Raw genomic sequence first — 17,606 nt, forward strand, 5'->3', positions numbered from 1 at the left:
GGCAGAAGTGGGTCGGCCTGCCTTGGATTGACCTCAGCAAGTAACCAAGATCTTGTCTTTAGCAATTCGGATCGTGATGGGAGAGCCATTGGCTCTAGATACGGAAAATTCAACGAAGTCCAAGACGGCCTTCAATCGAAGGGCGCTATCTGGCTCCGGGCAACTAAATCCGATCCGGCTCAATTGTCTAAAACGAGGCTTCATGAACCGCTGATGATGAAAATCTTTGTCCCAGCTGATGAGTATTCGACCGGAGCGGATGGCTGCTTCCGCCACCACGGGATCAGCGGCATCGATCGCCATGACATCACGAACTCGAGCCACATCATGGCCGCCGGAAAGTAAAAGATTCCCAACAGAATCTGGAACATTGACGTCAGTCAGAAAGGGTATAACCATCCGTCGCTTCATCAGGCGGCGCTGATATCTACTTCATAGGTGGCAGCGGCTTCAATATCGGCAATGCTTAATGATGGAAACTCCTTTATAATTCCGTCCGTCGAGCATCCAGCGGCAAGGTATCTTTTAACAATGGCAACCGGTATTCTAGTTTTATTGAAAACTGGCTGATTTTCCATCACGAAGCGGTCGCTGACAATTTTTCCAGCATCGCCCGGGTCGCGCTTGTTCAGAAGTCGGATTGCCTTCCGAGTGTCGGTGGCGGCAATACGAAGTGGTATGTCAAATACCCTTTGGCCACTGAGTACCTCCTTCCGCTCTTTTGAGCGCGGATCGTCAAAAACAACTTTTCGCCCGAGGACATAAAGAGTGGTCGCCGTCCATTTGGCATCACCAAACTCGGCAAGTTTTTGCGAAACCTTCTTCAGATGCTGGAGGGATACGTGGTGCGTGTTCCTCAGTTGGCCGAGCACTCGCAGGGCGACAATGTCTCTAAACGAATAGACTCTGCTGTGGGGCAGGTGGCGGTTGTCGGGCGCGTAGCTCGGTCGCAGAAATCCCGACCGATCCCATTCCCGCAGTTGCCAAACCGACAGACCCGAGAGCCGGGCGGCATCGTCTTCCCCGAAGGCCCCAATGACGGTGCTGTCCTCCATCTCGGGCCTCCTTTCTGAGTTCGCGTAACGGTTGAGTGTCGCGACAATGAATGCAGCGAGAAGCCGCCAGCGTCAAATGAAGATGGCGGCGTCGGAGCGCCGCGACCGTCATCATTGCCAAATTGGCGGTTCCGCGTTTCAGGGTGCCCCGCATCGCGCAATATCAGCGGCTATTTCCAGGGCGGTGTGCACACGCGGACGCGGGAACCTGCTTTCCGGAGAAGCGGAGCAGTCTGGGTGGTCACCCGCCCTTCCTCAACCTCACACCCGGCCCCTCGCCGTTCTCCGCCACGAATATCACGCCGGCGGCATCGAGGGCGCGCGGGTCTGAATATCAATCACGGGGGCGCAGGATTCGCAAATTCTGGAACTTAGCTTCTGTCTTTGCGCAGCCCCAACATTTCATGGTGCTTATAGACCATTTTTTCAATCACATCTACCCGATCATACAACTCGTTGAAGTTGGAATCGCCATCGAAACTTCGATCTAATCTAGACAATATCTCTGCATTGACTGAGCGCCCATTCTCGGCGGCTGCCTTGGTAATTCGATCTTTGAGTTCTGAAGGAAGCCGAAGCTTCAGCTGGGGATCTTCGCGAGACATGTCAGCACGATGCACCACCGTGGTGTTGACATCAATGGATCACGGTGGTTACGGTACCACCGTGGTTAACTATGGTTTATCCAATGAGAAAAATCGCCCATCAGATCAAACTCCGCGTCCCCCCCGAAATGAAGGATTGGATCGAGCGGCAGGCCGGGCGCAATGGCGCCTCGCTCAATAGCGAGATCATCAGGTGCATACGGGAGCGAATGGACCGGTTGGTTAACGACACAACCGAGAACGAAACGGCGGTGGAGCCACAGGCCTAGGAAACCTGCTCCACCGCCGTTTTTGAACCCACCATCAGAACATGAGAGCCAACGATGAGTAAAACTTTGAATACCTCAGCCCGCGCTGGCGGGGAAGTCCCCGGCTTGCCCACTGCCCAGAAGCCCGTCGATCCGGTCATTGCGCTGATCGCCCAATGGCGAGACGCTCGCGCCGAGCTCGCCTCACGACCCCCGACCAATGCCGAAAGCTGGCATGACGCCTACGGGTGGAGGGTCGATGACGATCTGAACCAAGCTCCCTCGGCACAAAGTCTCGAGGGGGCCATCGCGGCACTGGAGTTGGCCCAGATTGAATCCGACTTCGCGCCCGCGCTGGTCCGGTCGGCACTCGGCTTCCTGAAGACGTTCACCGCTCCGGTCGAGCGGCCGGCGACGCGCTCTGAGATGGAGGCCTACCGCGAGTGGCTGTTCATGGAAGGGCGCCTGCTCGGGATGGAGCTCTATCCGGAGATGGGGGACGATGCCGATCGCGTCATCCCCTGCAACACAGGCGTGGGTGAACTCCATCTGCCACCCTGCGGCTCCTGGAGGAAAATAGCGAAGCCGTCGTCGCGAGCAGTGCGAATTCTTACGGCTGTCGGCGCGAACTTGGAGAAGATCGCCCGCTGCGGAGAAAAGGGCCACGGCATATTGTGGGGCGCCGAGGCGACCGAATCGGAAGACGAGGCCCGCCATGGCTGATCCGATCTTCGCCGCCATCGCAGAACACCAGCGCCGCCGGGCCGAGCATGAAGCGGCATTCGACACCGCGGGCGAGGCCGAACTGTCGAATTGCCCCGACGGCCCTCTTGCTGCCGAAGCGGGCGCCACCCGCATAATGATGGCGCTGATGTCGCTGGCGAGAAGCCAGGCGCCTCGCCGATCCCTTTCACCCTTTCGGCAGCCGAGCGCACGGCGCGAGAGCGGCTTCCAGCGCCGGCGGACTTCGGCTCGGATGCGGTTGCGCATACCGTTCTCAGCGTCGGTCACTCCGCGGCCTCCCTGATCTCGTGGACAGTTTCGGCTGCGGCAGCCTCGGCCGCCGCTTTGGCTTCTCGCCTCCGGTTGCGGCCGGGCAGGCGCTGGAAATCCTGATCGGTCCATCGGCGCATTTCTCCGCCGGCCAGCGGAAGAACAAGCTGATCGGGATCGGGAATGGGCGTCGGCGCGGGCCGGCGCGCCTCCAGCACGGCCAGTTCCAACCCGAGGGCTTGAAGGAGGAGCGCCATGGAGACTGGGCCGAGCCGCCTGCCGCTGTCGCGATCCCATGCCTCCAGCTTGCCCGTGTACCCGTCCTGCAATCCGGAGCGCTCGTCCACTTCCATCTGCGTGAAACCGAGCGCCAGCCGTCGCGCTTTCAGCACATCCATGAGCTGGCGGTAGTCGCGGCAGATGGCGAGCGGCTCCAGGATCATCCCTTTCGCACCGCCTTCTCTGCCATGGCGGAAACAGCGCGCGGCGTGGCGCAGTCCGGGCAGGGCAGGACGCTCCCTAGATCCTCCGGCGCGCGTGCAAGATGCTCGGCGGTGAGGTCCGCGAACGCCATGTGCGCGACGACGCGGCAGCCCGGGCACCAGGCCGATAGCCGGTTGAAGCCGAAGCCGGCGAGATAAGAGAGCGAGATGCCAGCGGCGCTGGCCGACGCTTCAACTCGCGGGGCTGCGGGCCGGGGCGCACGAGGCTTCCGATCGAGCGCCGGCAGGGGCCGCGCGAAGCTGGTCTCGGGATCCCAGCGCTTGCGGGGCGCCCCCCAGTTCATCCGGGTCATCGCGCGCTTCGCAGCTGTGCGAGCCAATAAGAGCTTTCCAGGAAGATGGGCCGCTTCGCCCTCATCGCTTCATCCCGCCATAGCCAATCTTCGCCATGCCGGTGACGGCGTCGAGCCCACCTCCAACCAGCGCCATGTTCGCGGCCGAGCGTCGGAATGCGGCTTCATCCAGCTTGGCGTTCGCTTCCATGTTCAGGTTGTCCACCCGAATGCGCCTTTCGCGATCGGACACCCGCCGCTGCTCGTCCATGATGGCCTGCCTCGTCGGGCTATCCAGCCCCACGCCGGCCGAAGCGCTCTGCGAACTGATGTTCGATAGCGTGCGGTTCAGCTCTTCGCGCAGGGCAGTGTCGGTCTGCGCGGCCTGCGTCTTTGCCACCATGGCGTCGCGCTCGGCGATCACCGCGGCATAGCGTTGGGCTTGAGATTCCCCATAAGCCTTGAAGCCGGACGATGCTCCGGTCAGCGCGGCGAGGGCAAGGGTTTCGGCACCCATCAGATGTGCTCCTGAGAGGTGCCGAAGCGACCGATGTTGGCGAGGACCCGACTGAGCTCTTCAACCAGCGTCCCCTCGCGCGGAGGTGTCACCTGGGCATCGGCGAAGCGGGGAATATTACTCGGGCGGGCGAGGTGCGCGGGGAACGGCGCGGCGGTCGCGACGCCCCGCTCCTCCGGCGCCTGCATGTTGTGGGTGCACGCATCGCTCGACATGACGTTCTCCCGGCTCCGGCCTGGCAGGCCCGGAGCGCGAACGAAGGGGGTCGCAGAGCGACCGCCGGAGCCGAGAGAATTCGAGATCGGTGGCCGCGCTCACCCGCTGCCAGCAGGTGCTGCAGAGGAGGCTAGGCGCCCCGGAATTTGCGGCAACGCACCGGGTTTGCTGCCGCCGGCCAGGGGACCAAGCGCCAACTTCGACGAACATGGATTACGACGAGAAGAGCCCGCCGGTTAGGGCGGGCTCCATACTCGCATGTTGGCGACTATGTCGGGATGATCAGGCAGCCCGGGGGCTGCTCAGGAGGCGAGGCAAGTATGCAAGCGCCGCGGCGTCACGGCTCCGAAAGTAGTCCCGCGCGTGCTTTGGAAGCCAATCTTCCCGGAAGTGGCGGCGGAAGTGGTGCAGAAGCTCGTCGGGGTACGCCTTCGCTCGAATGCGCCGCCCGTCTTCATAGGCGTGCCAGTAAGTAGGCAGCGCATCGGTATCGAGGCCGTGTTCATCACGGAGCCACTTGCAGAACATGCGCCCCATCGAGATATCTGGCAGCATGCTTTCGGGCAGTGTGTACCCCATCGACTCCATAGGTCCGATCAGAAGCGTAGTCATCTCCATGAGGATGGAGAAATGCCCAATCGGCACCGCACTCTGGTTCGCGATGTACCGTCGCAAATGATAGGGCATCTCGGGGCGAGCGGCAGGCGTCTTGCCGGACATCCAATCAAACACCCAGCCACTGACTTCAACAGCGAACTCAGGCGATAGCCATTGGGCAAGGTGGATCGCGACCCGTGGGTGGACCCAAGTGCCCTGCAAGTGCGGCTGCCCACCCACAAGTGATTGAATTAATTCCGCCCTCGGTATTCCGAGGGCGGCCGAAAGGGCCTCCGCGAACTCTTTTGCTGCAGGCAACTCCCAGTAACGCGACCACGGCCTACCCGCGGCTCGACACATCGCAGTGGCATTAATGTACCCATCGCCCGGCCGCTGATGGATTAGGGCGCCCTGGCTTTTGTGGGTGATGAGGTTGTTGAAATCATACTGCATAAGGACATCCTTATATGTCCCTGCAGAACCCGCTTGACAGCGCGCCGAAGGCGAACCTATGGTCCCCTTGTTCACATCGATGCGCCGCAGAGAGCTTGCAAGGGCACTGCGGTTACGAGGGGCCTCCACCTGGCAGTGGGGGCCTTTCTCGTTTGTGCTGACGCACAACCTTAAGACGATGCCACAGATTCGGTTGCAGCGGAAGCGTCGCCGCGCCCAATCCCCATAACCCTCACATATCGCTTGATAGTTGTCGGCTACTCCACCGCGCCGCCATCTTCAAACTCATCAGGGATCGTGCCGTAACGCGCGATCAGCACCGGATCGCTCCATTCCCCCAGCGCCAGGTCGAGCGACGAGCGCGACCATGCGATGACGCCGAGCTTCGATCCGCAGGCGGCCTGCGCGCGGGCCTTGGCCTGGGCGGCGCTCTGGCAGGAGACGGGCTCTTCCGCGACCGGGAAGCCATCAACTTCGATGAACGTCTGGACGACGTGGATGGTGGTTGCGTCACTCATACGACCTTCCTCTCATGCAGCTGCATTCGGCGGACTCGGACGCGCAGAATGCGGTTGGGTCCGCCCCGGGAATCAGCTGCCCTCAGGCCGCCACCGAGCCCCTGCGCCGCGCGGCCTCGATATCGCGCACCGGCGGCGCGCCGAACATGCGGCCGTACTCCCGCGTGAACTGCGGCACGCTCTCGTAACCGACCTCGAACGCAGCCGAGCTCGCGCTCATGCCCTCCCACAGCATGAGGCGCCGCGCCTCGATCAGCCGCAGCTGCTTCTGGAACTGGAGCGGCGAGAGGGAGGTCACCGCGCGAAAATGCTCGTGGAAGGAGGAGGTGCTCAGCCCTCCCTCAGCGGCCAGACGCTCTACCGGGAGCCGCTGCCGAAATTCAGTTCGCAACACGGCCACCGCGCGGGCGATGCGGTGGACATGGCCGTCCGGCACGCCGAGGCGTCGGATCGCCGAGCCGTGACGGCCCGCCAAGAGCCAATAGTGCATCTCCCGCACCAGCTGCGCGCCTAGCACCGGCAACGACGCCGGGCGCTCGAGCAGGCGCATCAGCCGAAGCGCCGCATCGGCCACCTCCGCGTCCGTGGGATCGATCCGGACCGGGGCATGGTCCACCTCTTCCGCTGCCGACATCTCCGCCACGAGCCCCGAGATTACGGCGGGGTCGAGCTCCAGCACCAGAGAAAGATAGGGTGCAGCCGGGCTCGCGCGGGTGATCTGGCTCACCGTCGGCACGTCAGCCGTGATAAGGAGGGACTCGCCGGCGGAGAAGGCGAAGCCCTGATTGCCCTGCGTCACGTGCTTGCTTCCCTGCAGCACGAGGCAGACCAAGGGGCGCGAAATGTCAGCGATAAGGTCGCTTGGCGCGGTGGCCCGCACGGTGGCAAGCCCCGAGATCGGCGTTGCCGCGATTCCTTGGGCATTGGCATGCGCTTCCGAGAAGCGGCGGACAGCATCGAGCAAACCGGTCATGCGGCAAACGTAGCCCGGACTTCCCGCCGACGCACCCCCTTTCGGAGGATTAGGCAAAGAACGCCGAGCATTCGGCAACCGCCGCCGCGTCGTCGGGGCGATAACCGTCTCATCCAACAAACGGCGACGGACCATGACCAAGATTGCCCTTGTCACTGGAGCCAGCCGCGGCCTGGGCCGCAACACCGCGCTCAGCATCGCCCGCCACGGCGGGGACGTGATCGTCACCTTTCAGAACCGCGCCGAAGATGCTCAGGCGGTGGTCAGCGAGATTGAGGCGCTGGGCCGCAAGGCCGTCGCGCTAAAGCTCGACACCGGCGACGTGGCGACCTTCCGGGATTTCGCCGAGCACCTACGCGCCGCCCTCGCCGAGGCGTGGCAGCGCCAAACCTTCGACCACCTCGTGAACAATGCCGGCCACGGCGATTATGCACTCATCGGCGAGACCAGCGAGGCGCAGTTCGACCGGCTGGTCAATGTCCACTTCAAGGGCGTCTATTTCCTCACCCAGACCCTGCTGCCGATGCTCGCGGATGGCGGCCGGATCGTGAACCTCTCCTCCGGCCTCACCCGCCTGTCCTATCCGGGCTACGCCGCCTATGCGGCGGTGAAAGGCGCGGTCGAGGTGCTGACCCGCTACATGGCGAAGGAACTCGGCGCGCGAGGCATCGCGGTCAATACGGTCGCGCCCGGTGCGATCGAGACCGACTTCGGCGGCGGCGCGGTGCGGGACAATCCCGAGCTGAACAGGAGCTTCGCCGAAATGACCGCCCTCGGCCGGGTCGGCCTGCCTGACGACATCGGGCCGATGATCGCCAGCCTCCTCTCCGAGGACAATCGCTGGGTCAACGCGCAGCGCATCGAGGTGTCCGGCGGCCAGGGAATCTGACGGCCGGCGTGGTGAAAAGTCGGCCGGTGGCTTCGTATGATCACCGGCCCACTGCCCCCAATGTCCAACCGTCTGATCACCCCGGACAGCCTCCGGGCCTTTCTGGCACTACTGAAGGGTGTTCTTGTGGACCTGGCCGTCCTTCATCACCACGGAGAGGTTCTTGGCGGGATCCTCCAGTAGCCGGATATCGGCGACCGGATCGCCGTTCACCACCAGGATGTCCGCCAGCGCCCCGGCCTCGATCACGCCCAGCCTGCCGTCATAGGGGGAGCGCAGCCCGGAGAGCGCTAGCAGGTCCGCGTTCACGGCCGTGGCGATTCGCAGTGCCTCCGCGTTCGAGTACCAGTTGGCGAGATGGGTCAACATCACGCTCTGCCGGGGTGCAAGCTCGGAGGAGAATAGCAGGTCCGAACCCCAGGCCGCCTTGATGCCGAAGCGTCGGATGAAGTCGTAGACCTTCGGCGTGCCGGCGAAGAGGCGCTCGGCGCGCTCCGCCGCCGGGCCTGTCAGCGTGCCCGTATCGGCCGGGGTGAGAAAGGGCTGCATGGAGAGCCAAACGCCCTTCTCGACGATGGCCTGCGCCGTGGCCTCGTCCATCAGGTGCCCGTGCTCGATGCAGGTGGCGCCTGCCCGCAGCGCCCGCTGGACGGTCTCGGGCGCATAAGCGTGCACGGCGACATAGGTGTTCCAGTCGCGCGCCACCGCCACCGCGGCGCGCAGTTCGTCCTCGCTGAAGGTGGAAGTGTCGAGCGGGCTGCGAGGTGAGGACACCCCACCGCCGCCCACCACCTTCACCTGCGAGGCGCCTTGCAGCAGTTGCTCCCTGATCCGCTGCTGCAGTCTACCGGCATCATCCGCGATCGCCGCAGCGCCCATGCGCTCGCTCAGGGAAAGCCGGTCGCCGTCGCGAGGGATCTCCGATGGCATGCGCAGATCGCCATGACCACCCGACGTCGTGATCATCGCGCCCGAGGGGAAGATGCGCGGGCCGGCGATGATCCCGCTGTCGATCGCCTGCCTGAAGGAAAAGACGGGTCCGCCCATATCGCGCACGGTGGTGAAGCCGCGCAGCAGCGTCCGCCCGGCTTCCGCCGTGGCGGACGCGAAGATGATTCCGGGGTCGCCGGCCAAAAGGACGTTCAGCGGGACGGCGGCGTAGATCGCGTGCCAGTGCGCGTCGATCAGGCCCGGCATCAGAACGCGGCCGTCGCAGTCGATCACCTGCGCGCCGTCCGGAGCCGGGTTCATGGCGATGTCGACCGCGGCGATGCGATTGCCCTCCGCCAGGACCTGGGCCGGCACGAGGCCCGTGCCTGAGCGTCCGTCGAACACCCTGGCTCCCCGGAACAGGATGCGACGCGGCGCCTGCGCCGAAGCCGCGCCACTGGCCAAGCCGGCAACGGCGGCAACGGCCCCGGCGAGGAAGTGCCGCCGCGAGAACGCGCCGAGACGCCGCGTGGCTTGCCGCAGCGCCGGATCGCAGCAGCTGCACCCGTTCGAACCCGCGAGGTGGCCGTATCTTCTGCCCAGTCGCAGCATGACGCTTGCTCCTCGCCCGCGCAGGGTGGCAGCCATTCCGCCGGCATGCGGGCGCGAGAGTGGCCTCTTCGTAGGGCGCGAGCAACCGCCGCCCTGCCGCTCCGCTCGAACCGCCCCTGAGAAGGAACAAGGCAGCATCTATATTCCGGACATTTCTCCAGCCTGAAAAATTTCCGACCCGGGAGCTTTTTGGAGCCGGCCGCCGCGCTGGCCCGGAAGGCGGAGGACACGACTGCGGTCCGACAATGGGCGAAGCTGGCGCTTTGTTCCGACGAAGCCTACGGCACCAGCAGCAGCGATCCAGTGGTTTCGCCTCGCTCGAGCATGATGTGGGCATCGGCGACGCGGGCGAGCGGCAACTCAGCGCCGATCGTCACAGGCAGGCCGGCCACGAGCTCGCCGAACAGCTCTTTCGTTGCCTGCCTGTAGGCAGGGAGATCGGCCGCGTAGGTGAACACGCTGGGCCGGCTGATGGCCAGAGAACGCCGCGGGCCAAGCTCCGTCAGAGGCAGATCGGGCAGCGCACCGGAAGCCTGGCCGATGCTCGCCACCATTCCGAATGGATGCACGGCATCCAGCGTGCGCGCGAGCGTCTCGCCCCCGATGCCGTCAATCGCGAAATCCACGCCGCATCCCTCGGTCAGGCGGCGGACCTCGGCGACGAAATCTTGCTCCCTGTAGAGGATCACATGGTCGGCGCCTTGGGCGAGGGCCAGATCCGCCTTGGCGGGCGAACCGGCAGTGCCGATCACGCGCGCTCCAAGCCGCTTCGCCCATGCGGTCACTAGCAGCCCCAGCCCGCCGGCGGCGGCGTGGACAAGTATGGTTGTGCCGGCTCCCACCGGAAACACGCGGCGCAACAGCATGTGGGCGGTGACCCCTCGCAGCATGGCCGCTGCGGCGATACGGTCGTCAACCGCATCTGGAATCCGGACGAGCCGGCTCGCTGGAATGTTGCGGGCCTGCGCATAGCCCCCCAATGGCAAGCCGGCATAAGCCACGCGATCGCCTGCCGCTACCTCATGTACATCCGAGCCGATTTCCTCGACCACGCCTGCGCCCTCCACGCCCAGCACGGCCGGCATTTCGCCGACCGGATAGAGGCCGGTGCGCTGGTAGATGTCCACGAAGTTCACGCCCATCGCGGTGTGGCGAATGCGGACCTCTCCCGGCCCCGGAGCGGCGAGGGTTCGGGTTGCGGCTCGGAAGCATTCGACGCCGCCGGGCGCGGTCAACTCTATGGCGAAGGTCGTGGTCATCGCGGATCCCCTGTGAGGTCGCGGAGACCCTAGCCACGATGGGTCCGGGCAGAAATTCCTGCTAAATGCACACTATCTGGGGATTTTTGCGCAGATGTGGCGATGCTGAACTGGGACGACCTCCGCTTCTTTGTCGAGCTGGCGCGGTCCGGCAGCCTGTCCAAGGCCGCGCGGCAGCTCGATGCCGACCATTCCACCGTCGCCCGGCGCATCGCCGCGCTGGAAGAAGCGCTCGCTCTGAAGCTCTTCGATCGCTTGCCGCGCGGATATGCACTCACCGAGGACGGGGAGAGGTTGCTGGATCGCGCAGGCTTGGTCGAACAGGCAGTGCACGGGGTGCAGCGCTTCGCATCCGGCGCCGCGCCGGGGATCGTCGGGCGGGTCCGGATCAGCGCGCCGCCTGCGCTTGCGAGCCACTGGCTGGTGCCACGCCTCGCACCACTGCTCGCTCGCCATCCCGGCCTCAAAGTCGATGTTTCCGGCACACCTGCCGCCGCGCGCCTGTCACGGAACGAGGCGGACCTTGCACTTCGCCTGTCGCGACCGCAGGAGAAGGGGCTCGTGGCCCGACGCCTGGGCGACCTTGCTTATGGGCTCTATGGAGCACGGGCTTATGTGGAGGCGACGCCGGAACCGCGCCGCGTCTACCTGGGCTATGATGAGGAACTGGCCCGCTCCCCGCAGCAGATCTGGCTCGAAACGGTAGCGCAAGGGCGTCCCATCGTGTTTCAGAGCAACGATCTCTCCAGCCTCATCTCGGCAGTGCGCGCGGGCATGGGCCTCGCCGCTCTCCCCCACGTGCTGGCAAGGCAGGACGATCTAACTTGCGTGATGGAGGGCGAGGTCTCGCGGGAGCTATGGCTCGTGGTTCACCCCGATCTGCGGCGGGCGGCCCGCGTGCGGGCGGTCATGAACCATATCGTCGAGGTGTGCCGCGAGCTGAAGGACCGTTGAGCGCAGGCGGCGCCGACCTTCCGGGACGGTTTCCGAGCCAGAAAAATCCTGAACCCCGGATCGTTTTCGGGCCTGTTGCGTGGGTGAGGTACCTGCGCCTCACTCGGCCGCCGTTTTTGCCCCCCACCCCCTCGCTCCGGCCCGCCGGCCGGCTCGACACCCCCCCGGGGGTCATGCCCATCCCAAGGGCGTCCGGTGGACCAGCAACGGCCGGCCGCCGAAGAACGACGCTGGATTGTCCACCTGATCTGCGCCCAACAGATCGGCGCGGCCGGCCGCCGTCGCGAACTCGGACGGCTGATCGACGGGCCATGCGACGTGATCGACGAGCCAGCGTTCGCCGTGCTCGATCTCCAGCACTTCGACAACCCCCGCCAGTTCACCAGCGGGATCGATATGAAACCGCCGTGGCGGCGGCGAGAATGCGCAGCGTGCCAGCGTCAATGAACCGGCGAATGTCTTGACGATCCGCAGGTCGAGCGCCTCACCGGCGACGAAGTCGCGAAGCTGCTCGAAATCGTCAGCCGCTGCCTCGCCGACACCGCAGCCGGCGAGGATGAAGTCTCCGAGGTCACGTGCGATTGCGCGGTCGGGATGAGCGGCCGTCATGCCCGACCCCCATCAGTGCGCCAGGCCGCGCAGAGCCGATTGAACTCGCGGAGGAAGAGCAGGCCGACGAAATCTCGAAAGCCTCCAGCGAGATCCTCTCCGCCGGCCTCGCCGCGCGGGTAAACGGCCCCGGCGCAGTTGCGAACCGCCAGCAAGGCGCGATCGCACACCTCTTGGTCGGTCATTCCCGACAGCTCGCCGTGAGGGCGCAGGCAGTGCCCAAGCAGGGACACTGCGGCCTCGCGGGCAATCTGGTTGGCAAGCGCGACGTGGTCATCCATTTCGGGAGGAGCCGTCATGGCGCGCCTCCCGTCCGATCGACCACGAGCCAGCCGGCGCGCTGGTACTGCAGGGCAAGCCATTGAAGATCGCGACGCGAGAAGGAATCTGCCACGACGGCGCTCTGGCCGTTCTCGTCGGTTGCTTCGAGCCAGAACAGACGTCGGCCGCGGGTGCCATCGCCCGACCCGGCCACGAGCCCGCTATCCAGCACTACGCGCGGCCGGACCTGGCGACGGGGCGTGCTGGTGCGTTGAACGATAGATGGGGAGAGGGGAAGCTCCGAGACATCACTAATCGCAGTGGTCAATCTCGGAGCCCCGCGGCCGTTCCCACCGGTCGCGGGGTTTGCCGTTTTCGGCATCGCTCACGCCGCCCGGCCGGCGTCCGAGGTGGAGGAGCGCTTTCGGCTGTCCAGCCACGTCCCAAGATCACCGGGGTCATAGACGACCCTTTTGCCAATCTTGGCGAACACCGGGCCACCGCCGGTGAGGCGGAGCTTGTTGAGGGTGCTCACGCTCACCCCCGCGACCTTAGCTGCCTCCTCGACCTGGAGCATTCGGCGCAGCTCTGCCGACATCGTATAACCTCCTCAGCCTGCCTGCCATTTGCGGCAACTGGGAAGATCATGGGCGCAAGATCAGCGTGCGTCGTGCGGACAAAAATCGAGCTCATTTTCCTCCTTAGAGTTATCCCCGGAGGAAATTCAGTTCGAATTAATTCCGGCCTCCGAGAGGAACAAGTCTACCAGCCTGCCCCAGGCCGTCGCCTTGTCGGCAGGGGAAGGGAAATTTTTGTCGACCATGTCTTGGGTCTCGATCAGGGCCGAGTCGTTGGCAACGCGAGGCTTGGTCGTTTGCGCTTCTGCGCGCGCTCCACCGGCACGGGTGAAGAAAGCTGTTGCGTGAAATGTATGCTTGATCATACATTCATATAAAGCCGACTGAAGCGTGCTTCGGCCGGGTCCCAGCGAGCGCGATTGCGCCAGGGTCACGCACCATGTCCGAGACGTTGACAAGCGTTGCCGCACTGGATGCCGAGGGGCCTTTCCCGCCCCTCGATCGCGCCTCCCCTTTGCCGCTCTACGCCCAGATCAAGCAGCGACTCATCGGCCTGATCCTCAAGTGGGACCAGGGCGACCGGCGCTTCTTTTCGGACGAGCAGCTCTGCGCCATGTTCTCGGTCAGCCGGGACACCGCGCGGCAAGCGGTGGCGGAGCTTGTGCAGGAGGGACTGCTCACCCGCAGCCGCGGCCTCGGCACGTTCGTCTCCGTGCGCAAGCTGGAAGAGCGCTTCAATCCGGGCATGGATTTCCTGAACCAGTGGGCCGCCACCGGCATGCCCATGCAGGCGACCGTGCTGGCCTTCGAGCGCATCGCGGCGGACGAGACCATCGCCGCGAGCCTTGAGACCGAAGTCGGCGCGCCGGTCCTGTTCATCAAGCGCTTGCGGGCCGCGGCGCGCGTGCCGCTCGCCATCGACTATCGCTATCTGCCGGCCGACCTCACCGCCGACTGGACGGAAGAGGCGGTGCATGGCTCGCCGCTCCACCGCCTGTGGCAGAGCGTCGATCTCAAGGCCGGTGACTTCACCATCGAGGCCGGCGTCGCCGGGCCGGAGGAGGTGGAATATCTGCACCTCTCCAAGGGCGCGCCGGTGCTGATCCGCACCCTGAGCTATCGCGACGCCACGGGCCGCCTTGCCCTGTCCGGCCACACGGTGCACCGCGCCGATCTCGTGCGCTATTCGCTCAGCGTTCCGCTCTCCCGCGACGGCGCGCCGCCGGCCGAGATGGACCGCAGCGGCGTCCACGACGACTGACCGCCGCGCCCGCCGCCGTTTCCGCTCCGGGCATGGCGTCCGGGGCACCGTGAACAAGGCGCGAAAAAGCGCCCTTCCAGAGGAGGCCAGAAGTGCAGTTCGGACGACGCAGCTTCCTGAAGATGGTGCCCGCCGCCGCCCTCGCGGCCACCGGCACCGGGACCGTGGCAGGCCTCTGGAGCAGCGCCGCCCGCGCCGCCGAGCCGCTGCGCGTGGGCTCCATCCTTTCCGTGACCGGCCCGGCGGCCTTCCTCGGCGAGGACATGAAGGCGGGCCTCGAACTCGCGGTGGACGAGTTCAATGCCGCCGGCGGCATGGGCGGCCGCAAGATCGAGTGGACCTATTACGACGCCGAGAGCCAGACCCAGAAGGGCATTACCGCTACGCGCCGGCTCATCAGCCAGGACAAGGTGGAAGTGATCCTGAGCGGCGGCAACATGAGCGGCATCGCGCTCGCGATGGCGCCCATCACCAACGCCGCCAAGGTGCCCTTCATCTCGTCGGAGGGCGCGCTCGCCATCGTCACGCCGGTGGCCGAGCGCCAGTATGTGTTCAAGAGCACGGTGGACGATGGCGACGTGCTGGAGCGCATCGCCGACTATCTCGACAAGAAGAAGATCAAGAAGGTGGCGCTCATCGCCGATACGTCCGGCTTCGGCCAGGGCGCGGTGGGGCAGATGAAGATCGTCGGGCCGAAGCGCGGCCTCGACGTGATGTACGAATCCTTCGCCCCCTCCGACACCGACATGATGCCCCAGCTGACCCGCATCCGCGATGCCGGCGCGGAGGCCATCATCTGCTGGACGGTCACGCCCGCCGGCGTCGTCTTCCTCAAGCAGGCGCAGCAGCTCGGCCTCGACAAGAAGACGCTGATCCACAGCTACGGCTTCGTCTCGGCGGACTACATGAAGCTCGCCGGCGATGCCGCCAACACGCTCCTCCTCGCCAGTCTCAAGCTGCCCGTGGGCGACCAGCTGCCGGACAGCGACCCGCTCAAGGCCGGCATCCTCAAGCTGATGAAGGCCTATGAGGCCCGCTTCAAGCGTCCCGCCAGCATCTATGCGGCGGAATCCTACGACGCGGCGCTGCTCGCCCGCGAATCGCTGAAGAAGGTGGGGGGCGACGTCTCCAAGCTCACCCAGGGCATGGAGCAGATCAAGGATTTCCCCGGCATCTCCGGCGTCTTCACCTTCTCGCCCGAGCGCCATTCGGGGCTCTCGAAGCAGGACATCGTGCTGGTCAACTGGCGGGACGGCCGCTTCAACCTCGCCGACTACGCCTGACGCGAAACACCAACGGGAGGAAACAGCCATGGCCCTTTCGCGAGACATGTCCGCCGAGCAGGCGTTCGAGGTGGTCCAGACGCTGCTGGACGCCCCCGAGGACCGCTTTCCGCTGACCTTCAATTCGGACCTGCCGCGCATCCGCGAGCTGTTCCACGCGGCGACGCGGAACCAGTGGGACCCCAAGACCGACGTGGACTGGGACCAGCTCGATCCCTCCAAATATACCGAGGAACAGCGCTACGCCGCGCGGCTCTACTGGAGCCGGCGGGCATGGAGCGAATACGGCGCCATCTCCGAGAGCCCGGCGCTGCAGGTGCGGTTCGGGGTGGAGAACCGCCCCTCCGACATGCAGCTCTTCTTCACCATCCGCTCGCAGGAGGAGGCGCGCCACGCCGAGGCCTGCCACGCCATGGCCGAGAAGCTGGGCGGCTATATCGAGAAGCCGGTGCAGCAACTCTTCGAGGGCTCGGTCTCGACCCACGGGGTGCGCCGCGCCGCGCTCAATGCGGACGTGCCGCTGGAAGGCATCATCGCCGCCCTTGTCTGCACGGCCGAAGAGATCGCCTTCGACGTGTTCAAGCACCTGAACGACGTCACCCATGATCCCGTCGCCAAGCAGATCGTGCGCTACATCATGCGCGACGAAAGCCGGCACTGCGCTTTCGGCTGGTACTTCCTTGAAGCCATCTGCGAGCAGCTCACCCCCGGGCAGAAGAAGATGATCGAGGATGCCGTCATCACCATGATGGAGAAGGTGGAGCTGAACGGCTACCACAGCGCGTGGCTGGCGCCAGAAAACCCGGCCTCCAACGCCGAGGTGGAGGCCGACCGCATCACCTACGAGGCGGGCCTCGGCTCCACCGTGGAAGAGGTGGAGAAGCCGGTATTCATCGCCACCGTCCAGCGCATCCGCGAGCAGATGCGCGCCCTCGGCATCGAACTGCCCCCGTTCACGCATCCCAAGCTCGGGACCATTTGACATGCCGCTTCACGCCACGCGGGCCGAGCCCTCTTTGCCGCCGGTGCGGCTGCTGGTCGAGCGGCGCTTTCCGCTCGAGATGAACGTCACGCTGCCGGACATCCGCGCCCTCTACGACACGGGCAAGGCTGGCCGCTGGAACCCGCACCGCGACGTGGACTGGAGCGCGCTCAAGCCGGAGAGCTATCCGGACGACGTGCGCGCCGCCGCCCGCCGCACCTGGAGCCGGCGGGTCTGGACCGAGGCCACCGGCCTCACCGAGACCCCCGCCCTCATCGTTCGCTTCTGCATGGAAGTGGGGCGGGAGATCGATCCGAAATTCTATCTCACCACCCGCAACACCGAAGAGGCGTGGCACGTCGAGTGCTACGACCGGATCGCCGAAGCCTTCGGCGGCCGCCTCGCCCGCCCCGCGGCCAAGGCCTATGAGGCGGTGTTCAATCGCCACCTGCATCGCCGGGTGATGGATGCGGGCCAGTTGCTCGACGCCTACGTGGCGACCCATGCCGCCTTCGAGGACGGGCTGGAACTGGAACTGGCCAAGGCCTGGCGCGCGGCGGCGGCCAACCCGGCCGTGCAGTCCGTGCTCGACCATGTCATCGCCGACAAGGAGCGCCACGCCGCCTTCGGCTGGCTCTATCTCGCCGCGAAGGCGGAGGGCTGGAGCAAGGAGGCGCGCGAGACCATCGCCACCGAGCTGTCCGACTATGTGCGGGACGTGGTGCTGAAGGGCTATCACTGCCCGTGGCTCGCACCCGAGCACGCCGCGGCCGAGGCGGAAGCCGACGCGATCACGGCCGAGGCCGGCCTCGGCGGCGCGCCGCGCGCGGCGGAGGAGGATGCGCTCGCGACGTTCGCCGGCAACGCCCGTGCCCGCCTCGCGGAACTCGGGGTGATGGTGCCCCTGTTCGAGACCAACCGCATGCGCAGCTTCTGATCCCTCGGACGTCTCGTTCCGAGGAAACGGGCGGGCCCTGCGCCCGACCCGGACCTGTCCCGGCCGTCCGCGCCCATCGGGGGGAAGCCCTGATCCTTCCG

Annotated in this window: 23 protein-coding genes and 1 pseudogene; 8 read left to right on the forward strand and 16 right to left on the reverse strand. The window is 65.5% G+C overall.

Features of this window, described 5'->3' with window-relative positions; all coding sequences use genetic code 11:
• Positions 1–33: 33 nt before the first annotated feature.
• From XAN126_RS28350 to XAN126_RS29050, 3 genes and pseudogenes are all read right to left on the reverse strand, one after another.
• Positions 34–411: a DUF5615 family PIN-like protein gene (locus tag XAN126_RS28350; RefSeq protein ID WP_155982311.1), complete on the reverse strand. Its 378-nt coding sequence runs from the start codon at positions 409–411 to the stop codon at positions 34–36.
• Positions 411–1,055, reverse strand: coding sequence for a DUF433 domain-containing protein (locus XAN126_RS27805; protein WP_081762644.1), 645 nt, complete (start codon positions 1,053–1,055; stop codon positions 411–413). Before XAN126_RS27805 ends, XAN126_RS28350 begins: the two co-directional genes overlap by 1 nt.
• Before the next feature lie 241 nt (positions 1,056–1,296).
• Positions 1,297–1,374, reverse strand: a pseudogene (locus XAN126_RS29050) (transcriptional regulator); the annotation flags it as partial.
• A gap of 660 nt (positions 1,375–2,034) precedes the next feature.
• Between XAN126_RS29050 and XAN126_RS0114705 the strand changes: the two are divergent.
• Positions 2,035–2,631 (forward strand): hypothetical protein, encoded by a 597-nt coding sequence (locus tag XAN126_RS0114705; protein ID WP_024279347.1) that lies wholly within the window; start codon positions 2,035–2,037, stop codon positions 2,629–2,631.
• Positions 2,624–2,935 carry a hypothetical protein gene (locus XAN126_RS28360; RefSeq protein WP_155982312.1) on the forward strand — a complete coding sequence of 104 codons (312 nt, stop codon included), beginning with the start codon at positions 2,624–2,626 and terminating at the stop codon, positions 2,933–2,935. Before XAN126_RS0114705 ends, XAN126_RS28360 begins: the two co-directional genes overlap by 8 nt.
• On the opposite strand, the gene XAN126_RS27210 is transcribed toward XAN126_RS28360, so the two are convergent.
• The 7 genes from XAN126_RS27210 to XAN126_RS0114740 form a co-directional block, all read right to left on the reverse strand.
• Entirely contained in the window at positions 2,916–3,344 is a 429-nt protein-coding gene (locus XAN126_RS27210) for a hypothetical protein (RefSeq protein WP_024279348.1), read from the reverse strand. The genes XAN126_RS28360 and XAN126_RS27210 overlap by 20 nt on opposite strands.
• Positions 3,341–3,697 carry a hypothetical protein gene (locus XAN126_RS0114715; RefSeq protein WP_155982313.1) on the reverse strand — a complete coding sequence of 119 codons (357 nt, stop codon included), beginning with the start codon at positions 3,695–3,697 and terminating at the stop codon, positions 3,341–3,343. The genes XAN126_RS27210 and XAN126_RS0114715 overlap by 4 nt, the downstream gene beginning before the upstream one ends.
• A 61-nt stretch (positions 3,698–3,758) precedes the next feature.
• Positions 3,759–4,193 (reverse strand): hypothetical protein, encoded by a 435-nt coding sequence (locus XAN126_RS0114720; protein WP_024279350.1) that lies wholly within the window; start codon positions 4,191–4,193, stop codon positions 3,759–3,761.
• A complete protein-coding gene (locus tag XAN126_RS0114725; protein ID WP_024279351.1) occupies positions 4,193–4,408 on the reverse strand; it encodes a hypothetical protein in 216 nt (71 codons plus the stop codon). Before XAN126_RS0114725 ends, XAN126_RS0114720 begins: the two co-directional genes overlap by 1 nt.
• A gap of 283 nt (positions 4,409–4,691) precedes the next feature.
• On the reverse strand, positions 4,692–5,459 hold the full coding sequence (locus tag XAN126_RS0114730) for a KilA-N domain-containing protein (protein ID WP_024279352.1): 768 nt from the start codon (positions 5,457–5,459) through the stop codon (positions 4,692–4,694).
• Between the two features lie 257 nt (positions 5,460–5,716).
• A complete protein-coding gene (locus tag XAN126_RS0114735) occupies positions 5,717–5,977 on the reverse strand; it encodes a hypothetical protein (protein WP_024279353.1) in 261 nt (86 codons plus the stop codon).
• Between the two features lie 82 nt (positions 5,978–6,059).
• Complete coding sequence (locus XAN126_RS0114740) at positions 6,060–6,950, reverse strand: AraC family transcriptional regulator (protein WP_024279354.1); 891 nt, start codon at positions 6,948–6,950, stop codon at positions 6,060–6,062.
• A gap of 133 nt (positions 6,951–7,083) precedes the next feature.
• On the opposite strand from XAN126_RS0114740, the gene XAN126_RS0114745 reads away from it, so the two are divergent.
• Positions 7,084–7,839: an SDR family oxidoreductase gene (locus tag XAN126_RS0114745; RefSeq protein WP_024279355.1), complete on the forward strand. Its 756-nt coding sequence runs from the start codon at positions 7,084–7,086 to the stop codon at positions 7,837–7,839.
• A 108-nt stretch (positions 7,840–7,947) separates the two neighbouring features.
• Here XAN126_RS0114745 and XAN126_RS0114750 read toward each other — a convergent pair whose 3' ends face one another.
• Positions 7,948–9,381 carry an amidohydrolase family protein gene (locus tag XAN126_RS0114750; protein WP_024279356.1) on the reverse strand — a complete coding sequence of 478 codons (1,434 nt, stop codon included), beginning with the start codon at positions 9,379–9,381 and terminating at the stop codon, positions 7,948–7,950.
• Positions 9,382–9,659: 278 nt separating this feature from the next.
• On the reverse strand, positions 9,660–10,640 hold the full coding sequence (locus XAN126_RS0114755) for a quinone oxidoreductase (protein WP_024279357.1): 981 nt from the start codon (positions 10,638–10,640) through the stop codon (positions 9,660–9,662).
• A gap of 102 nt (positions 10,641–10,742) precedes the next feature.
• Here XAN126_RS0114755 and XAN126_RS0114760 point away from each other — a divergent pair, with 102 nt between their 5' ends.
• The gene (locus XAN126_RS0114760; RefSeq protein WP_024279358.1) at positions 10,743–11,594 is read left to right on the forward strand and encodes a LysR family transcriptional regulator; all 852 of its coding nucleotides are present in this window, start codon (positions 10,743–10,745) and stop codon (positions 11,592–11,594) included.
• A gap of 171 nt (positions 11,595–11,765) precedes the next feature.
• Here XAN126_RS0114760 and XAN126_RS0114765 read toward each other — a convergent pair whose 3' ends face one another.
• From XAN126_RS0114765 to XAN126_RS28365, 4 genes are all read right to left on the reverse strand, one after another.
• Positions 11,766–12,203: a hypothetical protein gene (locus tag XAN126_RS0114765; protein WP_024279359.1), complete on the reverse strand. Its 438-nt coding sequence runs from the start codon at positions 12,201–12,203 to the stop codon at positions 11,766–11,768.
• Positions 12,200–12,502 carry a hypothetical protein gene (locus XAN126_RS0114770; RefSeq protein ID WP_024279360.1) on the reverse strand — a complete coding sequence of 101 codons (303 nt, stop codon included), beginning with the start codon at positions 12,500–12,502 and terminating at the stop codon, positions 12,200–12,202. The genes XAN126_RS0114765 and XAN126_RS0114770 overlap by 4 nt, the downstream gene beginning before the upstream one ends.
• 347 nt (positions 12,503–12,849) lie before the next feature.
• Positions 12,850–13,062 carry a helix-turn-helix domain-containing protein gene (locus tag XAN126_RS0114780; RefSeq protein ID WP_024279362.1) on the reverse strand — a complete coding sequence of 71 codons (213 nt, stop codon included), beginning with the start codon at positions 13,060–13,062 and terminating at the stop codon, positions 12,850–12,852.
• 126 nt (positions 13,063–13,188) lie between these two features.
• Positions 13,189–13,476 carry a hypothetical protein gene (locus tag XAN126_RS28365; RefSeq protein WP_155982314.1) on the reverse strand — a complete coding sequence of 96 codons (288 nt, stop codon included), beginning with the start codon at positions 13,474–13,476 and terminating at the stop codon, positions 13,189–13,191.
• 5 nt (positions 13,477–13,481) lie between these two features.
• Here XAN126_RS28365 and XAN126_RS0114785 point away from each other — a divergent pair, with 5 nt between their 5' ends.
• From XAN126_RS0114785 to XAN126_RS0114800, 4 genes are all read left to right on the forward strand, one after another.
• Positions 13,482–14,303, forward strand: coding sequence for a GntR family transcriptional regulator (locus tag XAN126_RS0114785; protein ID WP_081762645.1), 822 nt, complete (start codon positions 13,482–13,484; stop codon positions 14,301–14,303).
• A 92-nt stretch (positions 14,304–14,395) separates the two neighbouring features.
• On the forward strand, positions 14,396–15,586 hold the full coding sequence (locus tag XAN126_RS0114790; protein WP_024279364.1) for an ABC transporter substrate-binding protein: 1,191 nt from the start codon (positions 14,396–14,398) through the stop codon (positions 15,584–15,586).
• A gap of 28 nt (positions 15,587–15,614) precedes the next feature.
• Entirely contained in the window at positions 15,615–16,568 is a 954-nt protein-coding gene (locus XAN126_RS0114795; RefSeq protein WP_024279365.1) for a hypothetical protein, read from the forward strand.
• 1 nt (position 16,569) lies between these two features.
• A complete protein-coding gene (locus XAN126_RS0114800) occupies positions 16,570–17,505 on the forward strand; it encodes a hypothetical protein (RefSeq protein WP_024279366.1) in 936 nt (311 codons plus the stop codon).
• Positions 17,506–17,606 lie beyond the last annotated feature (101 nt).

Source organism: Xanthobacter sp. 126 (genome assembly GCF_000526175.1).
Lineage (GTDB): Bacteria > Pseudomonadota > Alphaproteobacteria > Rhizobiales > Xanthobacteraceae > Xanthobacter > Xanthobacter aminoxidans.

Bases quoted from the DNA above. Each gene is read 5' to 3' on its own strand.
- XAN126_RS28350 (WP_155982311.1), bottom strand. From the start codon at position 411: ATGAAGCGACGGATGGTTATACCCTTTCTGACTGACGTCAATGTTCCA.
- XAN126_RS27805 (WP_081762644.1), bottom strand. From the start codon at position 1,055: ATGGAGGACAGCACCGTCATTGGGGCCTTCGGGGAAGACGATGCCGCC.
- XAN126_RS28360 (WP_155982312.1), top strand. From the start codon at position 2,624: ATGGCTGATCCGATCTTCGCCGCCATCGCAGAACACCAGCGCCGCCGG.
- XAN126_RS27210 (WP_024279348.1), bottom strand. From the start codon at position 3,344: ATGATCCTGGAGCCGCTCGCCATCTGCCGCGACTACCGCCAGCTCATG.
- XAN126_RS0114715 (WP_155982313.1), bottom strand. From the start codon at position 3,697: ATGACCCGGATGAACTGGGGGGCGCCCCGCAAGCGCTGGGATCCCGAG.
- XAN126_RS0114720 (WP_024279350.1), bottom strand. From the start codon at position 4,193: ATGGGTGCCGAAACCCTTGCCCTCGCCGCGCTGACCGGAGCATCGTCC.
- XAN126_RS0114725 (WP_024279351.1), bottom strand. From the start codon at position 4,408: ATGTCGAGCGATGCGTGCACCCACAACATGCAGGCGCCGGAGGAGCGG.
- XAN126_RS0114730 (WP_024279352.1), bottom strand. From the start codon at position 5,459: ATGCAGTATGATTTCAACAACCTCATCACCCACAAAAGCCAGGGCGCC.
- XAN126_RS0114735 (WP_024279353.1), bottom strand. From the start codon at position 5,977: ATGAGTGACGCAACCACCATCCACGTCGTCCAGACGTTCATCGAAGTT.
- XAN126_RS0114740 (WP_024279354.1), bottom strand. From the start codon at position 6,950: ATGACCGGTTTGCTCGATGCTGTCCGCCGCTTCTCGGAAGCGCATGCC.
- XAN126_RS0114745 (WP_024279355.1), top strand. From the start codon at position 7,084: ATGACCAAGATTGCCCTTGTCACTGGAGCCAGCCGCGGCCTGGGCCGC.
- XAN126_RS0114750 (WP_024279356.1), bottom strand. From the start codon at position 9,381: ATGCTGCGACTGGGCAGAAGATACGGCCACCTCGCGGGTTCGAACGGG.
- XAN126_RS0114755 (WP_024279357.1), bottom strand. From the start codon at position 10,640: ATGACCACGACCTTCGCCATAGAGTTGACCGCGCCCGGCGGCGTCGAA.
- XAN126_RS0114760 (WP_024279358.1), top strand. From the start codon at position 10,743: ATGCTGAACTGGGACGACCTCCGCTTCTTTGTCGAGCTGGCGCGGTCC.
- XAN126_RS0114765 (WP_024279359.1), bottom strand. From the start codon at position 12,203: ATGACGGCCGCTCATCCCGACCGCGCAATCGCACGTGACCTCGGAGAC.
- XAN126_RS0114770 (WP_024279360.1), bottom strand. From the start codon at position 12,502: ATGACGGCTCCTCCCGAAATGGATGACCACGTCGCGCTTGCCAACCAG.
- XAN126_RS0114780 (WP_024279362.1), bottom strand. From the start codon at position 13,062: ATGTCGGCAGAGCTGCGCCGAATGCTCCAGGTCGAGGAGGCAGCTAAG.
- XAN126_RS0114785 (WP_081762645.1), top strand. From the start codon at position 13,482: ATGTCCGAGACGTTGACAAGCGTTGCCGCACTGGATGCCGAGGGGCCT.
- XAN126_RS0114795 (WP_024279365.1), top strand. From the start codon at position 15,615: ATGGCCCTTTCGCGAGACATGTCCGCCGAGCAGGCGTTCGAGGTGGTC.
- XAN126_RS0114800 (WP_024279366.1), top strand. From the start codon at position 16,570: ATGCCGCTTCACGCCACGCGGGCCGAGCCCTCTTTGCCGCCGGTGCGG.